Raw genomic sequence first — 15,073 nt, 5'->3', positions numbered from 1 at the left:
GTGCACCGCCACCGCGGCGGCGTCGATGAAGGCGAGCTTCGGCACCGACGGGCAGCCCGGCTCGTACACCGATGTGGACCACTGCGACGCGATCGGCCGGCGGACCGCCGTCTCGACGGTTGACCACCGGCAGGCCGGGGTCGGTGTGTGGCAGGCGGCCGGCCTGGCGCAGCCAGTCCGCTGGCCGCTCCGGGCGGTCCGGCCGGTCCGGTCGGGGTTCGCCGCCGGGCGGCGTTCGGCGTTCCGGTTCATCGGAGACGACCCGGCGGCGACCGGTGCCGTCGGCGGGGCCGGTGGTGGGCAGGGCGCCGCTGTGCGCGCCGGTCGCCTCGGGCACCGCCGACGCGTTCCCCGATCGGGGCACGGGTGGCGCGTTACCCGAGCGGGGCACCACCGGCTCGTCGGGTTCCGCGGCCCGGCGACGCCCGCCGGCTGTCGGACGGGGACCCTCCGACGCGCGCCCGGCGGGCTCGGGTGCGCCAGGGTCGGCCGGGCCCGGACGACGCCGGGCGGTACGCGGGTCACTGTCGATGGCGGGGTCGGGCCGCAGGCTGTCCGCGGCCGGCGGCACGACACCAGCCGGCGCGCCGTCGAAGCGGGCCGGCCCGGGGCCGGCGGGTGCTCCGCCGGCCCGCGTCGGGTCGGGTGCCGAGCCGGCTGCGCGGCGACCGGCGGGCGTGCCGTCGGCGGGCGGCCGGGCACGACCGGGTTCGACCTGTTGCTCCGGGCCGGGCCGACGGACCGGCGGACCGGCATCCGGACGGCGCAGCGGCGGCATGGCGTCGGGATGGCCGCCCGGCGCGGCGGGGTCCTGATGACGGCCCGGCGGAACAGCGGCGTCCGGACGGCGGGCCGGCGACGCGGGGGCGTCCGGGCGACGACCGGCCTGGGGGCCCGAGGACGGTGGGCCCACGGGTGGGCCGGGAGGGGCGGCGGCACCGCGCGAACGGGCCGGGCCGCCGGGCGCGTCGGGTGTCGAACGAGGCACCGGCGGGCCGGCCGGGTCACCCCCGCCCGGGCGGGCGGCGGGTGGCGACTGGGGTACGGCGGCGCGGGCGCCGGGCACCGGCTGCACGCCGCGGCGCGGCGGCTGCCCGGGTGCGGGGCCGGCGGCGGGTGGCCGGTTGTCCGGGCGACGATCCGCTGGTGGCGTCTCCCCGGGCCAGGGCCCGTCGACAGGTCGACGGGCGGCGGCACCGCCCTGTTCAGGCTGGCGCGAGGCCGGCGGCGCCGGGGACTCCGGGGCACTGCCGCGCGCACCGGCCGGCCCTCCCGCCGTACGCGCTGTGGGTTGTGCCGGCGGCCCGGCCGGGTCTGCCGGCGGCACGCCCCCGCGCTGCCGGTTCGGCTCCGCCGGCGCGCCGTCCGGGCCCAGCTCGGTGCGTTGCTGCTTGGCCGAGCGGAGGTCGTCGATCCAGCCGAACTCCTCGCCGGCGACCGGCTCCTCCGGCTCGGGCTCAGCCGCCCGGCCGCGACCCCAACGGCGGGTCTTGGCGCGGGGATCGCGCCGCTCGTCCGGGCCCTCGTCCGGGCGGTCCCCACCACGCGATCTCACTGTTGACCCTCTCCTGCGGCGTCGGTGCCGCTGTCCTGCATCGTGCCGGGGGCATCCGTGCCCGTCGTCGGACGGGCGGCCCCCGGGGATAGCGCTGGCGCGGTCTGCGCCGTTACGGACGGCTCGGATGTCGGCGTCTGCGGACGCCCGGCAGGAGCCGGCAGACCGCGCACGATCCGGCGCAGCAGCGGCAACCTGCTGGCCACCGACCGCTCCGCGCCGTGCGGGCTGGGCTGGTAGTAGTCGGTGCCCACCAGGTCGTCCGGGACGTACTGCTGGGTGACCACGCCGCGCTGGTCGTCGTGCGGGTAGCGGTAGCCGGTCCCGTGGCCCAACCCTCGGGCGCCGGCGTAGTGCGCGTCGCGCAGCCCGCGTGGCACCGGGCCACCGCGACCGGCCCGGACGTCGGCGATGGCGGCGCCGATGGCGGTGGTGGCCGAGTTCGACTTGGGCGCGGTGGCCAGGTGGATCACCGCCTGGGCGAGGTTGAGCTGCGCTTCGGGCAGCCCGACGTACTCGACCGCGTGCGCGGCGGCCGTCGCCACGCTCAGCGCCCCGGGATCGGCCATGCCGACGTCCTCGCTGGCGAAGATGACCAGACGACGGGCGATGAACCGGGCGTCCTCACCGGCGACCAGCATGCGGGCCAGCCAGTGCACCGCCGCGTCCACGTCCGAGCCGCGCATGCTCTTGATGAAGGCGCTGACCACGTCGTAGTGGGCGTCGCCGTCGCGGTCGTAGCGCACTGCCGCCACGTCGACGGCCTGCTCAGCGGTGGCGAGGTCGATGCGCCCACCGCCGAGGGCCGTCGCGGAGGCCGCCGCCGCCTCAAGGGCGGTGAGTGCCTTACGGACGTCGCCGGCGGCCAGCCGGACCAGGTGATCCTCGGCCTCGGTGGTCAGGGCCAGTGCGCCGTCCAGGCCACGCTTGTCGGCGACCGCGCGGCGCAGCAGGCCCCGCACCGCCTCGTCGTCAAGCGGTTGCAGGGTGAGCAGCACGCACCGCGACAGCAGCGGTGAGATGACCGAGAAGTACGGGTTCTCGGTGGTGGCCGCCAGCAGGGTGACAGTGCGGTCCTCGACGGCGGCGAGCAGTGAATCCTGTTGGGTCTTGCTGAACCGGTGCACCTCGTCGATGAAGAGCACGGTCTGTGGGCCACCGGAACGGCGCTGGCGGCGTGCCGCCTCGATCACCGCCCGGACGTCCTTCACCCCGGCGGAGAGCGCCGACATGGCGACGAAGCGGCGGTCGGTGGCACCGGCCACCAGGTGGGCGATTGTGGTCTTGCCGCTGCCCGGCGGGCCCCAGAGGATCACCGACATCGGAGCCCCGCCGGAGACCAGTTGCCGCAGGGGTGCGCCGGGAGCGAGCAGGTGCTCCTGCCCGACCAACTCGTCGAGGGTCACCGGGCGCATCCGGACGGGCAAGGGCGAATCGTCGGCCACCGCGGTGAAGCCGTCGACACCGGCGGGACCGTCGGGCGCGCTGCGCGACCCGGCGGGTTCACCGAGGGAGAAGAGGGCGTCGGACTCCATCACGAAGACAGTACCGGGCCGGGCCCACGACGCCGGAATCGCGCCGCGGGCCCGCCACCGGTGATCGGTTCCGGTCAGCCACGCCCGGGGCGACGGCCCCGGTACCAGCGGCCGCCGCCACCGCCGCGCGGGCCGCTGCCCACACCGGCCAGGTAGAGCGAGAGGAGAAGGAGCCCGATGAGTACGAGGGTGTTCCAGTTGAACAGGTCCGGCGCTCCGAAGTCGGTGCCGAGCAGGTCGAGCAGCAGGGCGAAGCCAAAGACGATGGCCGCGAGAATGGCGAGCATGTCGGTCCTCCGGTGGGGGTTCCCAGTAGGTCGGCGCGTGATGTACCCAATCGGTCGACTCGCCAATCTCCACGGTGGATGCACCAGTGCCACGGCCGCCCGGTCCCGCTCAGCCCGATCCGCCTCGCCTGACCGGCCTGAGGCGGTCAGGCGAGGGGTGTTCCCTACCGGTCGGCGGCGGGAACTGGGACCGGGGTCGGCTCGACGGCGGGTGCGGCCCGACGGCCGGCCAGCCAGGCGGGCAGGTAGAGCGGGGCGGCGACGGCCAGCACCACAGCGCCGACCACCATCGCGGTGCCGACACTGGTGGCAGCGGCGAGCGCGGTCAGCGCCACCCCACCGAGCGCACCGGCCGGCTGCGCCATCATCGAGTTCAGCGAGAGCACGCTGGTCCGGTACGGGCCGTCCACCTGCCGGTGCAGCAGCCCGCTGTGCAGCGGATTGGACGCCCCGTGCACGGCGTAGCAGGCCAGGTACGCCACCAGCACCCCGACCGGCCCGGCGAACAACCCCATCCCGACCACCGTCACACCCTGCAGGATGCGCAGCAGCGCCGCGCCCGGGGCAGCGCCGAACCAGCGCAGCAGCAGTGGGGTCAGCGCCGCGCCGGCGGCCGAGGCCAGCCAGGCGACCGAGTTCGCCGGCCCGAGCAGCGCGGCGGCGCGTTCCGGGTCGCCGATCACCTCGGCCAGCCGTACCGGCAGCAGTGACTCGAAGGTGACCATGCCGAAGCCCCAGAACAGCTCCACCGCGACCAGCGCCAGCAGCACCCGGGACCGGCGCAGCAGTCCGAGCGCCTCACCGATCATCCGGGGTGCCTGGGCGGCCGAGGTCCGCAGCGCCGCGACCCCGGTGGCCGACCGCTGCTCGACCAGCAGCACTACCAGTGCGACGAGCGCCGCCGCCTGCGCGACGATGGCGGCCAGGACGGGCACCGTGAGCGCGCTGACCGGCCCGATCGGGCCGAGCGCGATCAGACCGCCACTGAGCAACGCGCCACCACCGATCGCGGCGCCGACCACGGTGCCGGCATGCCCGAGGCCACGCTCGTACTCGGCCTCCGCGTCGACGGCCAGTGTGGCGTCGACGTACCAGGACTCCAACGGACCGCTGTCCAGCGCCCGGTAGACCCCCTGTAGGGCCCAGACCAGGAAGAACAGCCAGAACGAGTCGGCCACCGCGAACAGCGCCAGCGAGGCGAGGTTGAGCACCCCGGCGGCGAGAAGCACCGGTCGGCGGCCGATCGCGTCGGCGATCCCGGCGGTGGGCAACTCCAGCGCCAGCACCAACAGCCCCTGCGCGGTGCCGACCAGACCGATCTGCGGCAGCGACAGGCCCCGCTCCTGCATCAGCAGGATCATCACCGGAATCATCAGACCGGTGGGCAGCCAGCGCAGGCCGTAGAGCGTGAGGTAACGACGTCGGATCTGACGTACGGTCAGCGCGCTCATGACAATCCCTCACTTCTCGACTGCGGGGCTCGCAACACCGGCTCACTCCTCGCGCTCATCAGAGGCCCTCGCGCAGCGGGTAGGCGGCCAGGAAGATCTGCACGGGCTGGGCCTCCGGATCGGTCGGGTCCGCGGTTTCGGCCTCCTGGCGGTACCGCTCCAGCAACTGCCACACCTCGTTCTTGAGTTCGTCGAGCCGGGCCGGTGGGATGGTCATCAGGGTGTCGCTCATGCCGAAGCCGTCCCGCCAGGCCGGTGACCATTCGTGCTGGGTGGCGAACCAGCGGTCGGCGGTCTCGGCGAGGAGACGCACCTGGTCGCCCTGGATCCACTCGATCGCGGCCCGGGCGTCGGGGTCGTCGTCGAAGTCGGACGGCTCCCAGTTGGTGACGTCGTGCGCCGCCTGCCACCATCGTTGCCGCCCGCTGCCCCGGTCGGGGTCCTCGATGACGAGCCCGACCTCGGCGAGTTGGCGCAGGTGGTAGCTGGTCGCGCCGGTGTTGGTGCCGAGCAGTTCGGCGAGGGTGGTCGCGGTGGCGGGCCCCTTCACGCGCAGCGCTCCGATCAACCGCATTCGTAGCGGGTGCGCCAGCACCCGGACCTGCCGTTTGTCGATCCGCACCTCACGCAGCGCTGGCTGCGGGACGTCTTCGTCGTTCGCCATGACTGCACACTATCTCTGCACAGTTTCTATGCACAAGCGTTGTGCATAGAAACTGTGCATACATCTCTCCGCGATCTTGCGGTTTCGGTCTTCGTCTCGCTCACTGAAGACCCTTTTGTCGCCACCGGAAGTGCGAGATCGCGGGGGTGGGACGGCCGCGCGCTTGGGGTGGGGCGGGTTAGGGCGCCAGGAGTTCGCGTACTCCGCGCAGCCGGGTGCGCAACAGGGCGGCGGCGCGGGTGGAGTCGAGGCGTACGTCAAGGGGGCGCACCAGCCCGGTGGCCGCGCTGGTGGTGGTCTTCAGCCCGGCCGGATCCAGGCCGTATCGCGCGGCCACCAGCAGGCCCAGCTCGGCCCGGCTGACCGCGTCCGGGCCGGCCACGTTGAGCAGACCGGCGTACGTCGAGGCGACCAGTTCCAGCACGGCGTCGGCCAGGTCGCTGACGTCGATCGGGCAGCGCAGTTCGTCGCTGAACAGGGTGGCCCGGCCGGCGAGCGCGTCCCGGCAGAGCTGGATCTGCTTGCTGCCCTCCCCCACGATCAGGGAGGTCCGCACCAGCGCCGCGCTCGGGTCGATCGCCCGTACGGCGGTCTCGGCCGCCGCCTTCGCGGCACCGTACGCGTGCACCGGCGTGGGTGGTTCGTCGTCGGCGTACGGCACGGGTCGTCCGGCGTGCAGCGCGTCGCTGGACACGTGCACCAGCCGGGCACCCACCTCGGCGGCGGCGAACGCCACGTGGGCGGCCCCGTCGGCGGTGACCGCCCAGTCCCCGTACCGATAGGGGGTCCCGACCACGGCGTCCGGCCGCACCTCGGCGACCAGCGCGCGCACGGCGGCCCGATCGGTCACGTCCAGCCGCCGCGCCAGGACACCCGGCACCGCGATCTCACCCGAGTGAAACGTCCCGACCACCGAGAACCCGGCGTCGACCCCCCGCCGACAAACCGAGCGCCCCAGTAACCCGCTACCCCCGACAACAAGCACCCGCATCCCGGCCCACTCCCCCACAGACGATCAAGAGGTTTGCGTCATCTCGCGGGGCGATGATGACGCAAACCTCTTGATCAACCAAGCGAAGGGCGGGCGGCGGTGGGTGGGGGCAGAGGGGTCAGACCGGGTCGGCCACCGGGGCTGCGGGGCCTGCCGTGCCGGTGTGGGCCGTCGCGGGGGGCTTGGGCTTGGCGTCGATACCGGCCTCGGTGCGCTGCTGAGCGGTGATCGGGGTGGGTGCGCTGGTCAGCGGGTCGAAGCCACCCCGGGTCTTCGGGAAGGCGATGACCTCACGGATGGAGTCGGCACCGGCGAGCAGCATGCAGACCCGGTCCCAGCCGAAGGCGATACCGCCGTGCGGCGGCGCACCGTACTTGAACGCCTCCAGCAGGAAGCCGAACTTGTCCTGCGCCTCCTCCGGGGTGATGCCGAGCAGGTCGAATACCCGCTTCTGCACGTCACCCCGGTGGATACGGATCGACCCACCGCCGATCTCGTTGCCGTTGCAGACGATGTCGTACGCGTACGCCAGGGCGCGGTCCGGAGCCTCCTCGAACCGGTCGACCCACTCCGCGTTCGGCGAGGTGAACGGGTGGTGCACTGCCGTCCAACCGCCCTCGTCCGTGCGCTCGAACATCGGCGCGTCGACCACCCAGCAGAACGCCCAGGCACTCTCGTCGATCAGGCCGGACCGCTTGGCGATCTCGACGCGGGCCGCCCCGAGCAGCTCCTGCGCCTCCCGGGTGGTGGCGCCCGCGGCGAAGAAGACCGCGTCACCCGGCTTGGCCCCGACCGTGTCGGCGAGCCCGCCCAGGTGCTCGGCGGAGAGGTTCTTCGCCACCGGGCCACGGGCCTCGCCGGTCTCGGCGTCCAGCACCACGTACGCCAGGCCGCGTGCGCCACGCGCCTTCGCCCAGTCCTGCCAGCCGTCCAGCTCCTTGCGGCTCTGCGCCGCGCCGCCCGGCATCACCACCGCGCCGACGTAGCCGCCCGCGTCGATCGCCCCGGCGAAGACCCGGAACTCGGTGCCGCGCAGGTACTCGGTCAGCTCGGTCAGCTCGACGCCGTAGCGCAGGTCCGGCTTGTCCGAGCCGTACCGGGCCATCGCGTCGTGCCAGGTGATCCGCGGGATCGGCCCGGTGATCTCGTGCCCGGCCAGGTCCTTCCAGAGCGTCGAGACGATCGCCTCGCCGAGGTCGATCACGTCGTCCTCGGTGACGAAGGACATCTCGATGTCGAGCTGGGTGAACTCCGGCTGTCGGTCGGCGCGGAAGTCCTCGTCGCGGTAGCAGCGGGCGATCTGGTAGTACCGCTCCATGCCGCCGACCATCAGCAGCTGCTTGAACAGCTGCGGCGACTGCGGCAGCGCGTACCAGCTGCCGGGCTGAAGCCGCACCGGCACCAGGAAGTCGCGGGCGCCCTCCGGCGTCGAGCGGGTCAGCGTCGGCGTCTCGATCTCCAGGAAGTCACGCTCGTGCAGCACGCCCCGGGCGAGCTGGCTGGCGCGCGAGCGCAGCCGCAGCGCGTTCGCCGGGCCGCTGCGGCGCAGGTCCAGGTAGCGGTACCGGAGGCGGATGTCGTCGCCGGCCTCGATCTGGTCGTCCACCGGCAGCGGCAGCGGCGCCGCCTCGGAGAGCACCTCCAGCTCCACGACGGTCACCTCGACCTCGCCGGTGGGCAGCTCCGGGTTCTCGTTGCCGGCCGGGCGGCGGGTCACCTCACCGACGACCTTGACGCAGAACTCGTTGCGCAGCGCGTGCGCATCTTCCTCGCGGAACACCACCTGGACAACACCGGAACCGTCGCGCAGGTCGACGAAGATGACCCCGCCGTGGTCGCGGCGGCGGGCCACCCAGCCGGCGAGCGTCACCGTCGAGCCGGCGTCCGCGGCGCGCAGGCTTCCGGCATTGTGGGTACGGATCACGGCTGGCAACTCCTCATCGTGGAACAGTCCTCACAGGCATTCTGTCAGGGGTGGCCGCCCCGCCTCCGGGCACCCGGCAGGCCGCCACGATTCGCTGGTGGGGTGGACCGGCGAACCCGACTCCCCCGGCAGCCGCGCCGGTTAACGTGGCGAAATGCGGCCCGTACCGAACTGGGCCGTCGCCACGGCGGCGGCGGCGCCCGTGCTGCTGGTGGCCGGTTGGACGGTGGCCCAGGCCCGACAGCCCGTCGGGTACGACCCGGTCCGGGACACCATCAGCGAGCTGGCAGGACAGGACGCCACCGACGCCTGGATCATGGTGGTGGCCCTGGTGCTGCTCGGCTGCTGTTACCTGTCTGTCGCCGCCGTCCTGCACGCGGCCGGGCTACCCAGCCGCTTCCTGCTCGCGGTCGGTGGCGTGGCCACCATCGCGCTGGTCGCCTTTCCCCGGCCGCCGGTCGGCGGTTCGCTCAGCCACGGCGTCGCGGCGACGGTGGCCGTCCTCGCCCTGGTGCTCTGGCCGGCCGGCTCGGCACTGCGGCTGCCGCGCGGGCACGACACCGAGCACCCCACCCGACCGGAGCCGCCCTGGGCGTTCCGCCGGACGGTCGGGCTGAGCGCCACGCTCGTGCTGCTCGCGCTCTTCGGCTGGTGCGCGTTCGAGGTGACAAGCGGGTCCCGCACCGGGCTGGCCGAGCGGGTGACGGCGGTGGCCGTGTCGCTCTGGCCGCTGCTGGCGGTCATCTCCGCCCGGCGGGCGCACCTAGCCTGGGCCGCCGATGGCACCACCACCGTCGGCCCGGCCCTGCCGACCCTCGGCGTCGTGCCCCCGGACCCACTCGGACCCACTCCCGGGTCGACTCCTCGACCGCCCGATCCGCTACCGTGAGCCGTCGTTCGCGGTAGCCCGACGGTCGGGGCGTCGGTGCACCAGGCCGCGCGACGCCGACCCCGGCCCTCCTGCGTCGCCACCGCTACGATCGCCGGATGTCCGCCGTTCCCCGCTGGGCCCTGCTGTCGGCCGGTGGCGCGCCACTGTTCCTCATCGGCGGCTGGACGCTGGCGCAGGCCGCCCAACCCGACGGGTTCGACCCGGTACGGCAGACCATCAGCGCGCTCGCCGCCACGGGCGCGGACGATCGGTGGGTCATGACGGTCGGGCTGGCCGGACTGGGGCTCTGTCACCTGCTCACCGCGCTCGGCCTGGTCACCGCCGCGCCGGTGGGCCGAGGGCTGCTCGCGCTGGGCGGGCTGGCCACGCTGGTGCTTGTCGCCTTCCCCCAACGCCCGGACGGTTCGACGACGCACGGCGTCGCCGCCGCTGTGGCGTTCGGGGCGTTGGCCTGCTGGCCGGCCCTGGCCGTGCCCCGTCGAGCGGGGCGCTTCCCGGGCCCGCTCCAGCGCGAGTCGCCGACCGGGTCCACCCCGGGTGCGACCGCACGGCGGGCGGCGCTCGCGGGGTCGGCGGTCCTGCTCGGGCTGCTCGGCTGGTTCGCCGTCGAGTTCTTCTCCGACGGGGCCCGGATCGGGCTGACCGAACGGCTGTTGGCGGCAGCCGAGGCCGTCGTACCGCTGCTCGCCGTGCTCGCCGCGCTGAGCTGCCGGTCGCGCTCGGGAGCGACCGCGCCCCGTTGACCGTCGTCGCCGACGCCGCGCGGCCGCTCAGCGGTCGGGCAGGCACACGGACGGGCCGCCGGAGATCCCGGCGGCCCGTACGCGGTGACTGGATCAGAAGACGCTGACGCCGTAGCGGCTGAGCGCCTCGGTGACCGGCTGGAAGAAGGTAGTGCCACCGGTGCGGCAGTTGCCGCTACCACCGGAGGTCATACCCAGGGCGGTGCCACCGGCGAACAGCGAGCCGCCGCTGTCGCCCGGCTCGGCGCAGACGTTGGTGCGGATCAGGCCGGAGACGGAACCCTCGGCGTAGTTCACCGTGGCGTTTGTCGCGTTCACCGAGCCGCTGCGCAGGCCGGTGGTGCTGCCGGAGCGCTGCACCGACTGGCCGACGGAGGCGTTGCCGGCGCCGGTGATGTCCCGGAAGCTGCCGTTGTAGAGGGAAACGTTGCCGGCGGCGTTGGCCGAGTTGTTGTGCCGCACGATGCCGTAGTCGTTGCCCGGGAAGCTCGTGCCGGTACGGGTGCCGAGCAGCGCGGTCTGGGCGGAGTTCGAGTACCAGCTGGCCGAGATGTTGGTGCAGTGCCCGGCCGTCACGAAGGAGTAGGTGCTGCCACTGCGCACGTTGAAGCCGAGCGAGCAACGCCCGCCCCCGCCGGCGTAGATGGCCTGGCCGCCGGAGATCCGGGTGCTCAGCACGCCCGCCTCGGCCTCGACCCGGACCGCGCCGTTGGCCCGCGCGGCGGCGGCCTTGACCCGCTCCAGCTTGGCCCCGGTGACGGTGCTGTCGACGGAGACGACGACCTGGTTGGTGACCGGGTCACTCCACCAGGCGGTGCCCGGGATCTTGGCGGAGCGCTCCAGTTCGGCAGTGGCCCGGTTGAGCTCGGCGGCGCCGCGGGTGACGTAGCGGACGACGGCGCCGGCCTTGCTCGCCTTGCTGGCGGCGGCCGCGTCGGTCACCGTGACGACGGATTTGCCGCTGGCGTCGATGTACGAGCCGGCGGAGCGGTCGCCGAGTTCCGCGGAGATCGCGGCGGCGGCGTCGGGCGACGCGGCAGGAGCGGCCTGGGCGGGCGCGCCGATGAGCGAGCCGACGACCAGGGTTCCGGAAACGGCGACTGTGGCCGCAACGCGGAATGTTGACCTCGTGGGTCGCATGTAACAAACCTCCTGGGCGGGGGAGCGGGTCTGCCGGGGGCGGCTGACCCGAGGGCAACCCGGCCGATCTGGGGAAACCGGCCGGATGAGACTGAAGTATTCACATACTTAAGATCATTAACAAGGGTTGAATTCGTCCGGATTCACCGATCTCAGTTGGCCACGCAGCCGCAACACCCCCGACACGCTGGTGAACAGCGACCGTCACACCCAACCGACAGCCGCTCACCTTTCGGCGCGCACGATCATCGATGTCTGCCGGTGCCGGGCGTCGCGTGCACCGCGCACAGGAGGGCACGGCGCCGGAGCGCGCGGTGGCCGCCGCGCATCAGGGAGCGCGGCGGGCTCGGGTCAGGGGGTACGGCGACGGGCGCCGGGCCCGGGACTGGGCACCACGTCGCGGGGCCGACCCACGTCGTGCCCGTCGGCGCAGCGAAGTTCGGCGCGCACCGCCGCGCCGCAGTCGCGGTGCGTGACACTGAGCGGCGGGCCCTCCGCGTCGGCGAGGTACCGGTCGCCCCAACCGAGCACGGCGACCAGCACCGGCCACAGATCCAGGCCCTTCTCCGTGAGCCGGTACTCGTGGCGCAGCCGGCTGCCGGGCTCCCGGTACGGCTCGCGGCTCAGCACGCCCTGCTCGACCAGGCTGGCGAGCCGGTTGGCCAGCACCTGGCGTGGAATGCCGGTGCGTACCCGCATGTCGTCGAAGCGGCGTACGCCGGTGAACACCTCGCGGAGCACCACGAGGGTCCACCGCTCACCGAGGACCTCCATCGCGCGGGCGATGGTGCAGTTCTCCACTGACCAGTCCAGAGCCGCGGGTCGCATCCGACCAGGCTAGATCTCGTTGACAGACTCAGCAACCTGCTGCCAGGCTGCGTCCATGACGCAGACGCAGGAACCAGTGCGCAGCCGTACCTTCACCTGGGCGGACCCGTCGGTCAACGCCGCCCAGGTCGGTCGGCGCAGCGGCCTGGACATGCTCCGGGCGATGATCGCCGGCGAGCTGGCCGCGCCGCCAGTGATGCACCTTCTCGACATGGCCAGGATGGAAGCCGACGAGGGCCGGGTCGTCGTCGAGCTGACTCCCCAGGAGTTCCACTACAACCCGCTCGGCAGCGTCCACGGTGGCGTGCTCTCGACCCTGCTGGACACCGCCGCGGCGTGCGCGGTGCACACCACGCTGCCCGCCGAGGTCGGCTACACCTCGCTGGATCTCAACGTGAAGTTCCTCCGCCCGGTCACCGTCGACAGCGGCACCCTGCGCTGCGAGGGCACTGTGCTGCAACGCGGCCGCCGTACGGCCCTGGCCGAGGCCCGCATCACCGACGCCGCCGACCGCCTGATAGCCCACGCCACCAGCACCTGCCTCCTCCTCCCCCTCCCCTAACCCACCCCCCAAACCCCCCCAACCAACCCCGTTGATCATGAAGTTATTGCGCCGACACGCCGACCCGAGTGGCAATAACTTCATGATCAACGGGGTGAGGGGTGAGGGGTGTGGGAGGGGGGAGGTGGGGGGGTGGGGGGTTAGCGGAGGGCTAGGCGGGCGGCTCGGGCGTCGCGCTTCTCCTCGAAGCGGCTCGCGGCGCGGTCCAGGTTCTCCAGCTGGGCGGCGAGCTGCTCGCGGGCGGCCTCACCGTCGGCGTTGAGACCGGTCACGTTGAAGACGTCCCACTGGCGCAGGACCGGCTGCAGCACCTCGTCGCGGTGCTGGCGCAGGTCGTAGATGCCGGCCAGGGCGATCGCCACCGACTTGCGGGCGAACCCGTCGATGCCGCTGCCCGGCATCTGGAAGTCGGCCACCACGTCGGCGACTGCCCGCATGGCCTGGCTCGGGGCCAGCTCGAACGCGGCCGCGAGCAGGTTGCGGTAGAAGACCATGTGCAGGTTCTCGTCGGCGGCCACCCGGGCCAGCAGCGCCTCGCAGGTGGGGTCGCCGGTGGCCTTGCCGGTGTTGCGGTGCGAAATCCGGGTGGCCAGTTCCTGGAACGAGACGTACGCCAGCGAGTGCAGCACCTCGTCGCCGTGGGCGTTGGTGTAGCCCTCCGACATGTGGGTCATCCGGGCCCGCTCCAACGCCACCGGGTCGACCGCCCGGCTGACGGTCAGGTAGTCGCGGATCGCGACGCCGTGACGACCCTCCTCTGCGGTCCACCGGTGCACCCAGGTGCCCCACGCGCCGTCGCGACCGAACAGAGTGGCGATCTCGTGGTGGTACGAGGGCAGGTTGTCCTCGGTCAGCAGGTTCACGATCAGCGCGGTGCGGGCCACGTCCGGGATCGTGGAGTCGGTCGGTGACCACGCCTCGCCGCCGAGGGGCCCGTCGAAGGTCCGCCCCTCGCTCCACGGCACGTACTCGTGCGGGAACCACTCCTTGGCGAGCGAGAGGTGCCGGTCCAGGTTGCGTGCGACAACCGGCTCCAACTCGACGAGCAGCGCGGTCTGGCTCACTGTGGTGCTGACGGTCACGAGAAACTCCCTACGGTGGCGTAACTTACGCTACCGTAGGTCCCCGCGGCCGTCAGCGCCAGTGGGGACACTCAACCGACAGTGGGTTTGAGGTCTCCCAGGGGTGGCGTCCACTCCCCCGCACCGGCCGTGACCTGCTCACCGGAGCGGATGTCCTTCACCTCGTCCGGCGCTGCATCGGCACCGGGGAACCAGACGTACGGGATGCCACGCCGCTCGGCGTAGCGGATCTGCTTGCCGAACTTCGCCGCGCTCGGCGACACCTCGGTCGGCACCCCACGCCGGCGCAGCGCCTCGGCCACCCGGTTGCTGGCCGTACGCTGCTCCTCGCTGGTCACCGCGACGAGCACTGCGGTCGGCACCTCCCGCGAGACCGACAGCTCCCCCGCGCCGAAGAGCAGACCGAGCAGCCGGGTCACGCCGATCGAGATCCCCACCCCCGGGTACGAGACGGCGCCGGCGCTGGCCAGGTTGTCGTACCGGCCGCCGGAGCAGATCGAGCCGAAACGCTCGTAGCCGCGCAGCTGGGTCTCGTAGACGGTGCCCGTGTAGTAATCCAGGCCACGGGCGATGCGCAGGTCCGCCACGCAGAGGCCGGGCGAGTGTTCGGCGGCGGTATCCACGACCCGGACCAGCTCCTCGATGCCCTCGTCGAGCAGCGGGTCGCTCACCCCGAGCGCCCGGACGGCATCGGCGAACGACGCGTCCGGAGCGGAGATCTCGGCCAGCGCCAGGCACGCCTTGGCCTGCGCCTCGCTCGCCCCGGCGGTCTGGGCCAGCAGGTCGGCCACCTTCGCCGGGCCGATCTTGTCGAGCTTGTCCACGGCCCGCAGCGCCGCCTCCGGGTCGGTCAGGCCGATGCCCCGGTAGAAACCCTCGCAGATCTTGCGGTTGTTGACCTGGATCGTCACCGGTGGGATCGGCAACGAGCGCAGCGCGTCCCCGATGACCAGCGGCATCTCCGCCTCGTGGTGCGGGGCCAGGGTGTCCCGGTCGACGATGTCGATGTCGGCCTGGACGAACTCCCGGTAGCGACCCTCCTGCGGCCGCTCGCCCCGCCACACCTTCTGAATCTGGTAGCGGCGGAACGGGAAGCTCAGCTTGCCGGCGTTCTCCAACACGTACCTGGCGAACGGCACAGTCAGGTCGAAGTGCAGGCCGAGCTGGTCGTCACCACCGGCACCCTCGGCGTCGGCGTGCAGCCGCCGGATCACGTAGACCTCCTTCGAGGTCTCGCCCTTGCGCAGCAGCTGGTCCAGCGGCTCCACGGCGCGGGTCTCCAGCGGCGCGAAGCCGTACAGCTCGAAGGTGGCCCGGATCCTGTCGAGCACGAACTGCTCGATCATCCGCTGGCCGGGGGTCCACTCCGGGAAGCCGGAGATGGGCGTGGGCTTGCTCATCGGCGTACTCCTTGCGGTT

13 protein-coding genes and 1 pseudogene are annotated in these 15,073 nt (G+C 73.0%); 3 read left to right on the top strand and 11 right to left on the bottom strand.

What is annotated here, in order from left to right:
• From AB0B94_RS33075 to aspS, 7 genes and pseudogenes are all read right to left on the bottom strand, one after another.
• Nucleotides 1–1,555: pseudogene (locus AB0B94_RS33075) on the bottom strand (hypothetical protein); the annotation flags it as partial.
• On the bottom strand, nucleotides 1,552–3,090 hold the full coding sequence (locus AB0B94_RS33070; protein WP_357289847.1) for a replication-associated recombination protein A: 1,539 nt from the start codon (nucleotides 3,088–3,090) through the stop codon (nucleotides 1,552–1,554). The pseudogene AB0B94_RS33075 and the gene AB0B94_RS33070, both read right to left, overlap by 4 nt.
• A gap of 74 nt (nucleotides 3,091–3,164) precedes the next feature.
• Nucleotides 3,165–3,377 carry a hypothetical protein gene (locus tag AB0B94_RS33065; protein ID WP_124855015.1) on the bottom strand — a complete coding sequence of 71 codons (213 nt, stop codon included), beginning with the start codon at nucleotides 3,375–3,377 and terminating at the stop codon, nucleotides 3,165–3,167.
• A gap of 164 nt (nucleotides 3,378–3,541) precedes the next feature.
• Nucleotides 3,542–4,828, bottom strand: a complete 1,287-nt coding sequence (locus tag AB0B94_RS33060) for an MFS transporter (protein ID WP_357289845.1) — start codon at nucleotides 4,826–4,828, stop codon at nucleotides 3,542–3,544.
• A gap of 58 nt (nucleotides 4,829–4,886) precedes the next feature.
• Entirely contained in the window at nucleotides 4,887–5,492 is a 606-nt protein-coding gene (locus tag AB0B94_RS33055; RefSeq protein WP_124770577.1) for a helix-turn-helix domain-containing protein, read from the bottom strand.
• 178 nt (nucleotides 5,493–5,670) lie between these two features.
• The gene (locus AB0B94_RS33050) at nucleotides 5,671–6,483 is read right to left on the bottom strand and encodes a sugar nucleotide-binding protein (protein WP_357289843.1); all 813 of its coding nucleotides are present in this window, start codon (nucleotides 6,481–6,483) and stop codon (nucleotides 5,671–5,673) included.
• Between the two features lie 118 nt (nucleotides 6,484–6,601).
• Entirely contained in the window at nucleotides 6,602–8,407 is a 1,806-nt protein-coding gene (gene aspS, locus AB0B94_RS33045) for an aspartate--tRNA ligase (RefSeq protein ID WP_357289840.1), read from the bottom strand.
• Between the two features lie 154 nt (nucleotides 8,408–8,561).
• On the opposite strand from aspS, the gene AB0B94_RS33040 reads away from it, so the two are divergent.
• Together AB0B94_RS33040 and AB0B94_RS33035 are read left to right on the top strand one after the other, a co-directional pair.
• On the top strand, nucleotides 8,562–9,296 hold the full coding sequence (locus AB0B94_RS33040) for a DUF998 domain-containing protein (protein WP_357289838.1): 735 nt from the start codon (nucleotides 8,562–8,564) through the stop codon (nucleotides 9,294–9,296).
• Nucleotides 9,297–9,394: 98 nt separating this feature from the next.
• The gene (locus tag AB0B94_RS33035) at nucleotides 9,395–10,042 is read left to right on the top strand and encodes a DUF998 domain-containing protein (protein ID WP_357289836.1); all 648 of its coding nucleotides are present in this window, start codon (nucleotides 9,395–9,397) and stop codon (nucleotides 10,040–10,042) included.
• Nucleotides 10,043–10,135: 93 nt separating this feature from the next.
• Here the strand turns inward: AB0B94_RS33035 and AB0B94_RS33030 are convergent, their stop codons facing one another.
• Together AB0B94_RS33030 and AB0B94_RS33025 are read right to left on the bottom strand one after the other, a co-directional pair.
• Nucleotides 10,136–11,182 carry a S1 family peptidase gene (locus tag AB0B94_RS33030; RefSeq protein WP_357289834.1) on the bottom strand — a complete coding sequence of 349 codons (1,047 nt, stop codon included), beginning with the start codon at nucleotides 11,180–11,182 and terminating at the stop codon, nucleotides 10,136–10,138.
• A 351-nt stretch (nucleotides 11,183–11,533) separates the two neighbouring features.
• Nucleotides 11,534–12,010 (bottom strand): helix-turn-helix domain-containing protein, encoded by a 477-nt coding sequence (locus AB0B94_RS33025; protein ID WP_357289832.1) that lies wholly within the window; start codon nucleotides 12,008–12,010, stop codon nucleotides 11,534–11,536.
• A gap of 55 nt (nucleotides 12,011–12,065) precedes the next feature.
• On the opposite strand from AB0B94_RS33025, the gene AB0B94_RS33020 reads away from it, so the two are divergent.
• A complete protein-coding gene (locus tag AB0B94_RS33020) occupies nucleotides 12,066–12,572 on the top strand; it encodes a PaaI family thioesterase (protein WP_357289830.1) in 507 nt (168 codons plus the stop codon).
• A gap of 140 nt (nucleotides 12,573–12,712) precedes the next feature.
• Here the strand turns inward: AB0B94_RS33020 and AB0B94_RS33015 are convergent, their stop codons facing one another.
• Together AB0B94_RS33015 and hisS are read right to left on the bottom strand one after the other, a co-directional pair.
• Entirely contained in the window at nucleotides 12,713–13,654 is a 942-nt protein-coding gene (locus AB0B94_RS33015; RefSeq protein ID WP_181518646.1) for an acyl-ACP desaturase, read from the bottom strand.
• Between the two features lie 71 nt (nucleotides 13,655–13,725).
• Nucleotides 13,726–15,054 carry a histidine--tRNA ligase gene (hisS, locus tag AB0B94_RS33010; RefSeq protein WP_357289828.1) on the bottom strand — a complete coding sequence of 443 codons (1,329 nt, stop codon included), beginning with the start codon at nucleotides 15,052–15,054 and terminating at the stop codon, nucleotides 13,726–13,728.
• Nucleotides 15,055–15,073: the final 19 nt, after the last annotated feature.

It is taken from the genome of Micromonospora sp. NPDC048986, assembly GCF_040649335.1.
In the GTDB taxonomy this organism is placed as follows: Bacteria; Actinomycetota; Actinomycetes; order Mycobacteriales; family Micromonosporaceae; genus Micromonospora; species Micromonospora alfalfae.
Note: the sequence above shows the minus strand (reverse complement) of the source record. Positions and strands in the feature narration are given on the sequence as shown.